Here is a 12,941-nt window from a genome sequence, read left to right on the forward strand (position 1 = left end):
AGGAAATGCTAACATTCAGGTGTTTTAAAACATCAATCGGATAAAAATGGATTATACTCTCTTTCGTCGAGCGTGAAAAGCTCCCGTAAAAGCGCTACTTACCAGTACTGCTGCTCTCCAGTCTCGGTAATAAACAATCAAAAAAGTAAAAAAGGGAGTAAAAAGAAATTCACGAAAAAAAGTATTCTGTCGGCTCATTACGATGTGAACAGGTCGAAAATGTTCCCAAGCATGCTGCTGTCAGCCTGGTAGAATTCGGTGTATTTACAGCGCTTGCAGGTGACATGAGTAAACCTTTTGTTCTGGACATCGAAGAGTTTGCTGAGAAAGCCGCCTGTGGTGCGGATCTCGCCTGTTTCGTAGGTAGTGTTTCCGCATTTAGAGCAGATGAAATGAATATCTTTACTCATTTTATGGCCTCTTTATTCTCTTTTAGATAATCTAAAAGGTGAGATACCTTTACTGTTGCGATATTTAATTGTATTGCAACATATCTAAAAATCGTCATTGTTGTAAGAAAAAAACCTGGTTTTCAGCTTTGAAGGAAGCAAGCCTGACCGAAAGAATATTTGCAGGAAAAGATATTAGAGTACTTGCAGGAAAAAGATATTAGAGTACTTGCAGGAAAGAGATATTAGAAAAGAAGATTATTACTGAATAAGAACCATGAAAACAAAACCGATAATTGCAATTGCCCTTCTCATCTCAGCCGTCCTACTAACTGCTAGAGTAGTTCCTGAAAACACCGCAGATCAATTCAAAGAAGGAAAATACATTCACGTTGACAATATAGTGATTCAGTTTAAAAAGACTGATGCGACCGTCAATATAGACTATCATCTCAGTCCCTTTGCTCAGGCATATATATCACTGTTTGGCAGCAAAAACCTGGAGTCCAAGATTAAGGACATTTTTTCAGAATTTAAGGAAGTAAAGATTCAAAAGATAGGAAGATCAAGTGCCTCGCTCCAGATACTAAACATTTCCAGGGAAGAGGGCGTAAATTATCTGTGTGATCCCTATGAATTAGGGGTGCAGTCTGATGTTGTCACCTTTGTTTATCCTCCTAAAGGCAAAACAAGAAGTTATGAAAATTTAAAAGTTACCCCGCCGGTCGTTTATTATTATTATTGAGTCTATTCCAAGACACAATTCCATAATTGTTGGGAATTTTCAAGTTGTTTTCAGGATCTTGATCTTGATTGATTATTCGAATTTGAAATACAAGGTTCAAGAAGCAAATTTCAAGTTTTGGGATGAGCTCGTAAGTATGTGATAGTAATTACCTTCTTAACTTTAATTACCCATTTACTCTTTTTTCTTCTGCCTCCTCAACCTTTTCTTTTTTCAACTGTCTTATTTTATTTTACCCATTGTTAATCCGACAAATTGATTCTCTTCTCATTAGTAAGGTTGAATGTCCGGATAAGGAAACTAATTTAAAAATGTAGCACAAAAAGGAGTTTTTTTACACATTTCAGGAATATATTTTTAATAAGAAATCCAATTTTCTTTGATTGCGATGGGAAAATTCAAATTGAAATGCCTTAAGTGCGGAAGAGAGTACGGCCAGGAATACAGGCTCACCTGCGAGAATGATGACGCTTTTTTACGGGCGGAGTATTTCGAAAAAAGACTGGAATTAAGAAATCAGCCAGGTATCGGAAGGTTCCATTCCTGGCTCCCGGTCCAGGAAGAACTTACTACGGATGCGGGGCCCATAACTTACAAAAGTGAAGCTTTTGCCAGAGAACTCGGACTTTCGAACCTTTATATAGGGTTCAGCGGGTACTGGCCTGAAAGGGAGGCTTTCATTAAAACCTGCAGTTTTAAAGAACTCGAAGCCTATCCAACCATGCAACTCCTGAAGGAGACAGGAGGAAAAGCCATAGTTCTTGCCTCTGCCGGAAATACCGGTAGGGCCTTTGCGCATGTCTCTGCTTTGACAGGAACTGATGTCTACATAGTTATACCGGAATCCGGAGCTTCGAATCTATGGCTGCCTGAAGAGCCCACGGAATCCATTCACCTCATAAGTATGAGTCCAGGAAATGATTACACTGACGCTATCAATCTTGCAGGCAGGATTGCAAAGCTTCCTGGCATGGTTCCCGAAGGCGGGGCAAGAAATGTTGCCAGAAGAGACGGAATGGGCACCGTGATGCTGGACGCAGCAGTAACTATAGGAAAAATGCCTGACCACTATTTCCAGGCAGTAGGGAGCGGAACAGGTGGGATCTCAGCATGGGAAGCTTCATTACGCCTCAGGGCTGACGGACGATTCGGGCAAAAAATCCCGAAACTTCAGCTTGCCCAGAACCTTCCTTTTGTTCCCATGTACAATGCCTGGCAGGACAAAAGAAGAGAAATTATTCCAGAACTTGACATGAAGGATGCAAAAAAACAGGTCGACGAAACCTACGCGACCGTGCTTACCAACCGTACTCCCCCGTATGGAGTTACCGGAGGGTTATACGATGCACTTGTCGATACTGACGGAATAATGTACGCAATTACAAGAGAAGAAGCCCTTGAAGCTAAGGCCCTTTTCGAATCACTCGAAGGAATCGATATTCTACCCCCGTCAGCAGTTGCGACAGCTTCTCTATTGAAAGCAGTGGAAGCAGGAAACATTGAAAAGGATGAAACTATTCTCCTGAACCTTGCAGGCGGAGGATATAAACGTCTGAAAGAAGACTACACACTTTACCAGATCAAGCCGGTAGATACTGCCAAAAATTCTGATATTCCTTTAGAAGAGCTGAAGATCTGAGTCCGAAACAACTCCAAAAACTACGATAGAAAAAGAAAGTTGAAGAGGCATGTGCATGGCAAGTCCGGAAGAAGAAGTCATAGTAATAATGAAAAAGGCAGGTATCGATCTTGCCGCAACTCTGCCCTGTGACAGGATCAAAAACCTGCTTCCCCTGATTTCTGAGAATTTTCCTGAAATCCGGTTAACAAGAGAAGAAAACGGTGTGGGCATTTGTGCCGGGTTTTATCTTGCAGGAGGAAAGCCAATGATGCTTATCCAGAGCACAGGGCTTGGAAATATGATTAATGCTCTGGAATCCCTGAACATAATCTGCAGGATCCCCTTACCTATTCTGGCAAGCTGGCGCGGGGTTTACTCTGAAGGAATCGAAGCCCAGGTTCCACTTGGCACACATCTTCCGACAATCCTTGAAGGAGCAGGGCTGAAATACACAATAATTGACGAAGCCAAAAAACTCCCTCTCCTTGAAACCGTGATAACAGACGCTTTTGAGAACCTCAGGCCGCATATAGCCCTGATCTCCCCGAAAGTTTGGGAAGGTTCGGATTGTTGTGCCTGGGAAGCAGCGGGACTGCCCGAAAAACCGGAGTTTATGGAAAGAACATGTAGTTTTAATCTTACAAGGGAAACACTTAGGCCAGTAATGCTCAGAAACGATGCGATTTGTGCAATTGCTTCTCAACTCGATGACGAAATTACGGTGACAAATCTGGGAGTTCCCTGCAAGGAACTGTATGCTTGCAGGGATAGAGAACTCAACTTTTACATGTTCGGTTCAATGGGGCTCGTCTCGTCAATAGGGCTTGGCCTTGCTCTTCGAACCAAGAAGACGGTCGTGGCCTTTGACGGGGACGGTAGCCTGCTTATGAACCCTAACGCCCTGCTCGAATTCGCCAGAGAAGCTCCGAAGAATCTGATAATTATCTGCCTTGATAACGGTGCCTACGGTTCTACAGGCTCACAGGAAACCTGTGCTCTACGCTATATAGACCTGGAAATTTTTGCAACCGCCTGTGGAATTCAAAATACGGCTAAAGTAAACAGCCCAGAGGGGTTAATAGAAGCTTTCAGGAAGTTTCGGGCCATGCAGGAACTTTCCTTTATCCATGTAATCCTGAAGCCTGGAAATACAAAAGCTCCCAATATTCCCCTGAGCCCTGAAGAGGTTACAAAACGCTTTATGGAGGCTTTAATAGTTTGAGGTTTGAAGAACTTTGAAGTAAAGAACTTCTGAAAACAGGAAAACAGACCTCCATAAAATAAGAACCAGAAGCTACGTTTCCAAAAAGATAAGAATTAGAAGTTAAATCTCAAAAACAAGAATTAGAAGTTAAGTATTTAAAAGTAAAAACCACAGGTTAAGGAGTACTAAAGGAGAGAAGAATAATGTCTTACTCTCTCCAGCTTATTTTTTCTACAGGTTCATTAAGCCTGAATCTTCCTGTGAGAATTTTCTCTTTAAGTTCTTCTGCAGCTATAACTGCCCTTGCACGATCGGATTGACGCAGGGTTACCTTAATGTCCCTGAGGCAGCCACCGGTTGCACACCTGACAGAACCCAGGTTTGCACTGAATGCTTCTCCCCTGCACCTTGAGATGCAGAGTCCGCAGTTAAAGCAAAGTTCCGGATTGTGTACAGCTCCGTTTCCTCCCCGGCTTACCGCATTCATGGGACAGGCTTCGATTACAAGGCAGTCCTTACAGTTAAGGCATTTTTCGGGCTTGTACTTAATATTCAGATCCACGTTATCCCATACATCTCCATAGGTGATTTCACAGAGAGGAATTCTCCCGGCCAGGTCTACTAGCTTAAGAGGGATTTCCTTATCCAGCTTCAGGATATTTTCCAACATTCCTTCATGAAGAATTGGGATCGGAACAGCCCAGGTATTGATAATTTCAGGGCCTGCAGACGTTACAAATCCTCCCATATATTCAGGAGTCATATCATGCATATCAGCAAAACCCGTAAGGTTAGGATTATCCGGAGCGCTTCGAGTACCGGCCCCAGTTACAAATCCGTCCGCTCCATTGAGAAGTACCCTTGTCCCTATTCCTATAGTTTCGAGCTTGGGATCGTTTTCGATAGGATTTAACTCACCGCAACCACAAAAAGTCATTTCTCTAAACTCACCTTCAAACGGAAGGGCATGGAAGATAGTTTTGATAGGTTCTTTTCCGGGATTTACAAACGCCCGATAATTCTTAAAGGCATGTCTTGTTGCATTGAGTTTCGCATAGGGAATCTCAGATAGCCTTGTTTCTACCGAGAAATGGCTTCCTTCACTTGTAGTCACATCAACTTTAACGTTTTTTCCTTCTACCATCTCCCTGAAAAGGTGTCCGCCTCCGTAGTTGGAATCTAATTTACTGTGAGCGGTTCCGAGTACGATCAGGTCCAAAATTCCGAGCCTTTCGTTAGGGCAGGGACCAACAACTGCAGGCACGCCATTCAACAAGACTTCAGATGCCTTAACAAATGAATCGGGCTCTGATACTTTGAACGAAAGTACGGCATAGGTTCCACTCATAATGCCGCGAGTTGCGGTTGTTACAACATCCACATCTTCGAGCTTTATATCCTCCCCTGCCCGAATTCTTTCACTAATTTCCGCAGCCGTAAGGACGATGGCGTCTCCAGCATCAATTTTATCCTGAATTTCGGGGATTGTCCGGGACGTCCCTGTGTTATCTAATTCTCCGTTCATGTTTCCCTCAACCGGGATATTGAGTTCATCCTATTTTAGGAGTAGGGATTGACTGAGAATCAATTACTCTGGAGGAAAGAGTAAGCTTGGAACTGGCCGTTTTAAAAAGTGAGATTAACTCAAAGTTCTTCATTAATTCTTTTTATTCTTTTTTCATATGAGATTTTTAGTTTCCGGAGAGGTATGGGTCTGCCGTGACCTGGAAAATATGTCCTGCAACTTGCATCAATTAACCTCTGCCAGCTTTCCAGAAGTTCGCGGATGTCATTTGCAAAAGGAGGAAAGACATTCCAGGGCATAATATTGAAAAGTGTGTCTCCAACGAACGCAGCCTCATTTCCGATCACAAGGCTTATTGAACCCGAAGTATGGCCAGGTGTGGAAATGACTTTTGCACCAGGGATATATTTTCCAAGGTCATATTCGTTTTCTACCACTATATCAGGATCGACAGGCTGATATTTTGATTTAGAAACCATTAAGGAGTTCCCAACTTTCGAAATCATTTCTGAGAACCACATAGTACCTCTTGGAAAGGAGGTTATGCCCTTTTCCAGACATCTTTTTTCGGACGCATGAACGAGAACCTTTGCTCTACTTCGTTTTTTTGTTTCCGCAAGGCAGCCCGTATGATCATAATGAGTATGAGTGAGAATGATCAGAACTATATTCTGAAACATAAGGTTGTTTTGCTCGAGGGCAATTTGAATGTTTTTGATTTTTCCCGGACATCCTGCATCCACAAGAACACCCCTCCCAGATGAAACTATTAAATAAGAGTTAGAATGCCCCATTGGGATACTAATAATAGTGTAAGACTTCTCGCACTCTGGTCTTTTACTTTTCAAGCTCTCACGGTTTAGCCGGTTGTCTTCACTGGATGTCATTCATGTTTCTCCTCAAAACTGGGAAGAGTTTCGTTATCGTTACATGTTTTGCATTGCGCTGCCTTACGTTGAGCCTCTTTTTGCTTATTGAGCAGCTTTTACGTTGAACCTCTTTTTACTTATTAAGCTGCTTTTACTTTGAGCCACTTTTTACTTATTAAGCTGCTTTTACTTTGAGCCACTTTTTACTTGTTGAGCTGCTTTTACTTTGAGCTACATTTTTATATTTCCTTTAACAGATTTTATGCTCTCCAGAGATTGATATAAGGTATTCTGACTTACCAAAGAAATATCGATTTACCAAAGAAATATCGATTTACTAAAGAAATATCGATTTACTAAGGAAATATCGATTTACTAAAGAACTGTCGATTTACTAAAGAACTATATTCCCTAAAAAACAAATCAGAAGATTAAGTTTAAAGAGTTACAGGCAAAGGATTTTGCAATACTGGTTGGAAAACAAAGTATCTAAAAAGATTTATCGTTAGAACCCTGAGAAGAAAACCGGATGCAAACTTTATAAAGATTTAATGTTTTTGAAGATTGATTCGATTAGAAAAGGTCCATACCACCCAAAACTTATATAAATGATGATGCGTACTATGGAGTTGCACTTCTGTGCGAAAAACAGAAGCAACAAACTACTGGGCTCGTGGTCTAGACGGTTATGACGTCGCCTTGACATGGCGGAGGTCCTGAGTTCGAATCTCAGCGGGCCCACTTAAAAAATTTCCGGAGACTTTTCCGGAATGTGAAAAATAAAATAAAAAATAAATCATTATTCACTCTAAGTATACCTTAAGTTAATCTGCCTGCCCAGGTAGCTCAGTGGGAGAGCGCTGCCCTGAAGAGGCAGTTGTCCCCGGTTCGAATCCGGGTCTGGGCATCATCATAGAACATCAGTAGTGTAGCGGTCATCACCGGGCGTTGCCAACGCTCGAACCCGGGTTCGAATCCCGGCTGGTGTATAACTTTTTTAATGTAGTGCTCCGGATAAGTATTTCCAGATGCAAAAAACAAAAACAATATGGGCTCGTGGTCTAGACGGTTATGACGTCGCCTTGACATGGCGGAGGTCCTGAGTTCGAATCTCAGCGGGCCCACTTAAAAAGTTTCCGGAGACTTTTCCGGAATGTGAAAAATAAAATAAAAAATAAATCATTATTCACTCTAAGTATACCTTAAGTTAATCTGCCTGCCCAGGTAGCTCAGTGGGAGAGCGCTGCCCTGAAGAGGCAGTTGTCCCCGGTTCGAATCCGGGTCTGGGCATCATCATAGAACATCAGTAGTGTAGCGGTCATCACCGGGCGTTGCCAACGCTCGAACCCGGGTTCGAATCCCGGCTGGTGTATTATTTTTCAACTTTTTGAGTTACTTTCGTATAAGATTGAGTTTAAGAACAAGGTAAGTTTTTTCCTTTTCTCTTTCTTTCATTTGATATTTATTTCACCAGTCTCTTTCCTTCATATATTCTTTTTTATCTATCATTTTCCTTCATCTGTTCTTTTTTCATCAGTCTCTTTCCTTCATATATTCTTTTTTATCTATCATTTTCCTTCATCTGTTCTTTTTTCATCAGTCTCTTTCCTTCATATATTCTTTTTTATCTATCATTTTCCTTCATCTGTTCTTTTTTCATCAGTCTCTTTCCGTTACCTGTCTTTACTTGCGACATTTTTCGGAAAGATTCAGTATTAATATTTTTTGCTTTGAGTTTGAAAGATTTATTATATTAACCAGCGATTCAATAAATTTTAGTTTCTGAATAAATATCTTTTATCTTTTCCTTAAAATTTAAATATGAGTTTTTTATTGTCAAATCTTTGAATGATATCAGATTCAATGTTAACCTTAGTTAAAGTTTAAGTTCAGAATATGTAGTATCCATGAAGTTTGAATATTAGATATGTTAACCAACTTATTGTCAACCAAAAAATTAATTAAAACACAAAATCATTATAATATGGATATACATCTCTAGAAGACAAAAATATAAGTCTGCTTGAAGAGATCTATACCAACTATGTTGCAAACCTGAAAAATCGTAAGGAGATCTAAAATGACAGGAAAGTTCCAGAAGAGACATGCAGAAAGGAAAGGCATCAGGAAAGAATATGAACTGGAGCAGAAGTTTATAAAGGAAATCGTAGGCGAAATTCAGGTAAGCGGCGGTGGATCAATAGAGTGAGCAGAAAAGTACACATAACAATCCAGGCTGGAGAGATTTCTGAGCAGACCGTAGAAGTAGCCGAGAATACTACTTATGAAGATCTGCTTGATACTTTGGAAATAAATCAGGAAACAGTACTTGTATTAAATGAAGGGAATGCTGTTCCCCTTGATGGGACAGTCAGTTCTGATACCCTTACAATCCTCCGAGTTGTCACAGGAGGCTGACTTCCCAGCAAAAGACAGAACCTCTCATTTATTACAACTCTTTTTTCCACTTTTTTTGAAAGTTATTGTGTAGCGTTTTTATCACTTAGTTCCATACCGTGAGACATAGTCCTTTTTGCTGTCCGAGTTCAGTCACCCGAGTTCCGTCTCGGGAGGACGGGGCCCTTTTCGCTACGCTCAAGAGGGATGAATTACCCGAGTTCCGTCACCCGAGTCCCGTCTCGGGAGGACGGGGCCCTTTTCGCTTCGCTCAAGAGGGATGATTTTCCCGAGTTCCGTCACCCGAGTCCCGTCTCGGGAGGACGGGGCCCTTTTCGCTACGCTCAAGAGGGATGAATTATAATGAAGATGCTGAATTGAGCTAGAACTGCGAATTTAAGGGCAAAAAAGGTTAGATTCTCAATGCGCTAAGAAAAACTGATCTACTCAAGTTTATTTTTGCATTACTCGGCAGATATGGTTATACCTTTTTTCAAAAACTGCTTACCCGCAAACTTTTTCAAAAAAGTCTTGAGCAAAAATCCACTAACATTTGGATTTGAAAAACTTATCCCTTAACCCTATCGGCGTGATAAACCGGCGCAACGGTTTTGATCAAATGGCGCAACGGTTGATCTAGAAAAGTAGAGAAAAATACAGAGCAGGAGTGAAAAATAGCTCGAAGAATTAAGATTTTTGTTTCCATAATGGTCGAATTCCATAGAAGAATTGTCAGCCATTATGGAGCAAGTTCGTTTTGAGGGTCTTTACTTTGTGGGAGTAAGAGGCACCTTTTTACTCATAACCTTCAGCTTCTTGATTGCTGATATGGTCGCCTGAGATTCTTTGTAAATTTTGTCTTCGTAATAGCTGATGATTTCGTCAACCGGAGCTGCAAGAGCATAGATCTTTATTGGGCGTCCTTTACCGGGTTTCTTTTCCGAACGAACGCTAACCCAGGACTGGTTGCGCATCAGCCTCATTGCAAGACTTACTTCTGGTTGTCTTAATCCTGTACTGATTTCTATTTCACGTGATGAAGCCTCGTCAACATTCATAAGATATGCCATAGTTGTAGCGACATTTCTGGACATCCCAAGGTTCCTTAACGTTTCAATAAAAATGTGGTCATTTTCGTCCAGCACTTTAACTTCATAGTCTTTCATGATAACCCCTTCTGTCTTAAAATTTTACGGATAAGTTTGTCAGTTAAATAATATTAAGATGATTATGTTTAGGTCTTCAGTGAAGACTTTTATAATTACCATTTATAACTGACGACAATCACTAAATATATACACTGTGCATATATTTATAGGGTAACCTACTTCGTTTTGAAATTATAAATACAATAAAAAACGTTTTTACGTAATGTAGCGGATTTTTTTTGTTTTAAGTCCAACAACCGGTCATTAAGAATAAATATTTTATGTTTATAACCGGTTACTAGAGCCCCGTTTTGTGAGATTGATGGGAAGGGCCTTACAGGCTGATCAATTAAACCTGTATAGGTATATAATTAGAAGGTTATTCATCTCTAACAATTAATAATGTACTCATACTATTTAAAGTTGTATATATTAAAAAGGAGTTGAAAAACTTTCAACTGGCCTTGGCACAAGAAACTGCATAAGATTTTTGGTATTTCAAATATATTATATTATTATATTTTATATAAAAAATTTCAAGTATCATATTGAAAATATTATAATTTTACTGATTAATAATTTGGACCCAGGTTTCAGGATGACATGGAATAAGAGAAAACTGAATATTATATATCCAGTTCAATGACCACCCACTGTTACACAGTTGATACTTTCATGATTAATTTTTCAGCGCCAGATGTACTCACATTTTGTGCATCAATATCCGATTATTATAACATCACTGAATTGCAAAAGATATGACGCATCTTAAAGAGTGTTTTTGGAATAACATCAACTAATAGCGTAAAATCAAATTTTCCGGAGCATTAAAATCAGTATCATAGTTTCTGATGTGAGTATTTGTGACTCAGTACCAAAATCTAGTGATGAATGTAAAACTCAAAATCACTAGATTTTATAAATGGTCACCATCCATGTAATACAACTTAGTGATTCAAGTCTTTAGATAGCGAATATCGATTTTGATAAAAACTGGATTCTTCTTGCTAATTAAGACTTTCTATCAAAAATGCAAAAATCACTGGATTTTGGAACAGAGTCGTATTTGTACTTATTTTATAACCACATAAGATAAAGAAAACAGCATAGAAGACTCGGCCCCAATTTCCTTAATTTCGAGTTTTCCATGGTTAACCTTTAGACTTCTGATTGGAGATGAATTCTGAAGCTTGACTATTATAGTTTTCTTGACTAAAATAGATGCTATAGTTATAATCTACAGAATTATTACTCAAATTAATTAAAGCTCTAGTAAAGATTGAAAAGTATCATTCTCTAAGTTCTACTCATAAGAATACAAACTATTTTCACTACAAACTCGACATTCACTCCGTACTTTCACGAAAAATTTGCTGAATAGCTGTCATTCTTGCCTTAAAACGTCAGTCAAATAATCGTGTAATAGTCTACTCGGACAGATTCCAGCTACATGTTAGATTCAATCACATGTCAAATCTCCCCAGATGAATTACATTTTTATTTTATTTGTCCTCATCACTAAAATAATTAAATTTTTCAAATAGTAAGGAAAATTTATATGTTTTAAGAATAAAAGAATAGCTAAAGTTAACTTTAAAATATTTTTCACTAACCCTGTGACTATATAATAAATATGTCGAAAATACTCGTGGTTAATCGTGGTTGTTATTATTGTGTGTCCTACTGAATACTAACTACTTGCTATGAATATCATAACTAGGTAGCTCTTTATGGAAATGGATCGAGTGATCAAATGGAGATTGAAAAGCTGAAGATTCATCTTATATTTTTTTCATTGATCATCCTCCAGTTATCTATATTTTCTGGTTTTAATGTAGCTAGCGCCGCTTCAGATGAGCCTGATATCAAGACTTTAATTGAAGATCTGAATGCACAGGATGTAAATGTCAAAGCTGCCTCCGTAAAAGCTCTGGTTGAAGCCGGAGAGCCCGCAGTAGAACCTTTAATCAAAGTACTGAATTCCAAAGACCCGGAAATTCGTGAAAACGCGGCTATTACCCTTGGAAAAATCAAAGATGAAAGAGCTATAGATCCACTCATCAAATTGTTGACGGATGAAGAGTGGGAAGTTGAAAGTGCTGCAACCAGTGCTCTTGTTGAAATCGGAGAACCTGCTGTAGAGCCCCTCGTTTTTATCCTGCAGGATAAAAACGGGGATGTTTTTCTACGGATGAAAGTTATTGCAGTCCTTGCTGGAATAAAAGACGAAAGGGCAATTCAACCTATGATTCGGGTCTTGAAAGAAGAACCAGAACTTCAAGCAGATCTCGGTTATCATCTGGGCCTGATGGGCGAACCTGCTGTAGAGCCTTTAATCCAGCTTTTTGATGACGACGATCCTGAAGTCAGGGTACGCGCAGCCGAAGCTCTCGGTAGACTGGGAGATGACCGTGCAATTGGAGCGCTTACGGACGCCCTGAGTGATAAGGATGAGACTGTTCGAGTATTTGCAAAAATGGGGCTTGAAAGCATTGAAGCTCAAAAGAAAAATACGTTAATCGCCACTTATGGAAAGGAACGTGAGTTTTATATCGAAGACCAAAGGCGAGCATGGTATCACCAGCTCGATACAATTCGCACCCTAGCAAGAGATTCAATGGAACCTTATATGTATCCTCAGGGGCTGGTTATCAGCTACGGCTGGAGCATTGAAAATCGCATAGGAGTAGGAATTCTGGAAGGCTTGGAAGTTAACAATTCAACTCTTGATGATATTTACAACATATTTGACCGGGCGGGAAAAGGGATTGGAGTTGACGATGTGCCTGTCATATTCAGCTATACAGAATTTCCTGTAGATGAGGAAATCTTACCGAAGCTAGCAGAAGACATCGAAAAGACCGAAGAACCAGTAGAAGCTGAAGAGACTAACAAAACTGATGAAAGATCGGCGGAAGATGCACGGATGCCCGTGAGTACTCCAGGTTTAGGGATTATATTTGTTTTAGAAGTATTGATTTCAGCCTGCGTTGTGAACAGGCGCTAATTTGAATGTGATTCAAATCTTCGGTATGGGTTGAGG

10 protein-coding genes and 6 tRNA genes are annotated in these 12,941 nt (G+C 39.9%); 12 read left to right on the forward strand and 4 right to left on the reverse strand.

The annotated features are described in order from the left end of the window. Nucleotides 1-197 precede the first annotated feature (197 nt). Nucleotides 198-410 carry a zinc ribbon domain-containing protein gene (locus ASJ81_RS17210; protein WP_095645423.1) on the reverse strand — a complete coding sequence of 71 codons (213 nt, stop codon included), beginning with the start codon at nucleotides 408-410 and terminating at the stop codon, nucleotides 198-200. A 256-nt stretch (nucleotides 411-666) separates the two neighbouring features. On the opposite strand from ASJ81_RS17210, the gene ASJ81_RS17215 reads away from it, so the two are divergent. The 3 genes from ASJ81_RS17215 (at nucleotide 667) to comE (ending at nucleotide 3,977) form a co-directional block, all read left to right on the forward strand. Then, nucleotides 667-1,134: a hypothetical protein gene (locus ASJ81_RS17215; protein WP_095645424.1), complete on the forward strand. Its 468-nt coding sequence runs from the start codon at nucleotides 667-669 to the stop codon at nucleotides 1,132-1,134. Nucleotides 1,135-1,522: 388 nt separating this feature from the next. Further along, complete coding sequence (locus tag ASJ81_RS17220; RefSeq protein WP_095645440.1) at nucleotides 1,523-2,773, forward strand: cysteate synthase; 1,251 nt, start codon at nucleotides 1,523-1,525, stop codon at nucleotides 2,771-2,773. A 55-nt stretch (nucleotides 2,774-2,828) separates the two neighbouring features. Next, nucleotides 2,829-3,977 carry a sulfopyruvate decarboxylase subunit beta gene (gene comE, locus ASJ81_RS17225; protein WP_245860249.1) on the forward strand — a complete coding sequence of 383 codons (1,149 nt, stop codon included), beginning with the start codon at nucleotides 2,829-2,831 and terminating at the stop codon, nucleotides 3,975-3,977. 190 nt (nucleotides 3,978-4,167) lie between these two features. Here the strand turns inward: comE and ASJ81_RS17230 are convergent, their stop codons facing one another. After that, on the reverse strand, nucleotides 4,168-5,484 hold the full coding sequence (locus ASJ81_RS17230; protein ID WP_095645426.1) for a methanogenesis marker 16 metalloprotein: 1,317 nt from the start codon (nucleotides 5,482-5,484) through the stop codon (nucleotides 4,168-4,170). Nucleotides 5,485-5,603: 119 nt separating this feature from the next. Continuing rightward, nucleotides 5,604-6,371, reverse strand: a complete 768-nt coding sequence (locus tag ASJ81_RS17235; protein ID WP_095645427.1) for an MBL fold metallo-hydrolase — start codon at nucleotides 6,369-6,371, stop codon at nucleotides 5,604-5,606. Nucleotides 6,372-7,020: 649 nt separating this feature from the next. On the opposite strand from ASJ81_RS17235, the gene ASJ81_RS17240 reads away from it, so the two are divergent. The 8 genes from ASJ81_RS17240 (at nucleotide 7,021) to ASJ81_RS17270 (ending at nucleotide 8,771) form a co-directional block, all read left to right on the forward strand. Beyond that, nucleotides 7,021-7,094, forward strand: a tRNA-Val gene (locus ASJ81_RS17240). Nucleotides 7,095-7,188: 94 nt separating this feature from the next. After that, nucleotides 7,189-7,260 (forward strand) — tRNA-Phe (locus tag ASJ81_RS17245). A 10-nt stretch (nucleotides 7,261-7,270) separates the two neighbouring features. Continuing rightward, nucleotides 7,271-7,342: transfer RNA gene (locus tag ASJ81_RS17250), tRNA-Gly, on the forward strand. A 61-nt stretch (nucleotides 7,343-7,403) separates the two neighbouring features. Then, nucleotides 7,404-7,477 (forward strand) — tRNA-Val (locus ASJ81_RS17255). Between the two features lie 94 nt (nucleotides 7,478-7,571). After that, nucleotides 7,572-7,643: transfer RNA gene (locus tag ASJ81_RS17260), tRNA-Phe, on the forward strand. Nucleotides 7,644-7,653: 10 nt separating this feature from the next. Continuing rightward, nucleotides 7,654-7,725 (forward strand) — tRNA-Gly (locus ASJ81_RS17265). A 708-nt stretch (nucleotides 7,726-8,433) separates the two neighbouring features. Continuing rightward, nucleotides 8,434-8,562: a hypothetical protein gene (locus tag ASJ81_RS24300; protein WP_275112579.1), complete on the forward strand. Its 129-nt coding sequence runs from the start codon at nucleotides 8,434-8,436 to the stop codon at nucleotides 8,560-8,562. Beyond that, on the forward strand, nucleotides 8,559-8,771 hold the full coding sequence (locus tag ASJ81_RS17270; protein WP_095645428.1) for a MoaD/ThiS family protein: 213 nt from the start codon (nucleotides 8,559-8,561) through the stop codon (nucleotides 8,769-8,771). Before ASJ81_RS24300 ends, ASJ81_RS17270 begins: the two co-directional genes overlap by 4 nt. Before the next feature lie 746 nt (nucleotides 8,772-9,517). Here ASJ81_RS17270 and ASJ81_RS17275 read toward each other — a convergent pair. Beyond that, entirely contained in the window at nucleotides 9,518-9,916 is a 399-nt protein-coding gene (locus ASJ81_RS17275) for a transcriptional regulator protein (protein WP_048105677.1), read from the reverse strand. 1,735 nt (nucleotides 9,917-11,651) lie between these two features. On the opposite strand from ASJ81_RS17275, the gene ASJ81_RS17280 reads away from it, so the two are divergent. Then, on the forward strand, nucleotides 11,652-12,905 hold the full coding sequence (locus tag ASJ81_RS17280; RefSeq protein WP_095645429.1) for a HEAT repeat domain-containing protein: 1,254 nt from the start codon (nucleotides 11,652-11,654) through the stop codon (nucleotides 12,903-12,905). Nucleotides 12,906-12,941 lie beyond the last annotated feature (36 nt).

This window comes from Methanosarcina spelaei (assembly GCF_002287235.1).
Lineage (GTDB): Archaea > Halobacteriota > Methanosarcinia > Methanosarcinales > Methanosarcinaceae > Methanosarcina > Methanosarcina spelaei.

Bases quoted from the DNA above. Each gene is read 5' to 3' on its own strand.
- ASJ81_RS17210 (WP_095645423.1), bottom strand. From the start codon at position 410: ATGAGTAAAGATATTCATTTCATCTGCTCTAAATGCGGAAACACTACC.
- ASJ81_RS17215 (WP_095645424.1), top strand. From the start codon at position 667: ATGAAAACAAAACCGATAATTGCAATTGCCCTTCTCATCTCAGCCGTC.
- ASJ81_RS17220 (WP_095645440.1), top strand. From the start codon at position 1,523: ATGGGAAAATTCAAATTGAAATGCCTTAAGTGCGGAAGAGAGTACGGC.
- comE (WP_245860249.1), top strand. From the start codon at position 2,829: ATGGCAAGTCCGGAAGAAGAAGTCATAGTAATAATGAAAAAGGCAGGT.
- ASJ81_RS17230 (WP_095645426.1), bottom strand. From the start codon at position 5,484: ATGAACGGAGAATTAGATAACACAGGGACGTCCCGGACAATCCCCGAA.
- ASJ81_RS17235 (WP_095645427.1), bottom strand. From the start codon at position 6,371: ATGACATCCAGTGAAGACAACCGGCTAAACCGTGAGAGCTTGAAAAGT.
- ASJ81_RS24300 (WP_275112579.1), top strand. From the start codon at position 8,434: ATGACAGGAAAGTTCCAGAAGAGACATGCAGAAAGGAAAGGCATCAGG.
- ASJ81_RS17275 (WP_048105677.1), bottom strand. From the start codon at position 9,916: ATGAAAGACTATGAAGTTAAAGTGCTGGACGAAAATGACCACATTTTT.
- ASJ81_RS17280 (WP_095645429.1), top strand. From the start codon at position 11,652: ATGGAGATTGAAAAGCTGAAGATTCATCTTATATTTTTTTCATTGATC.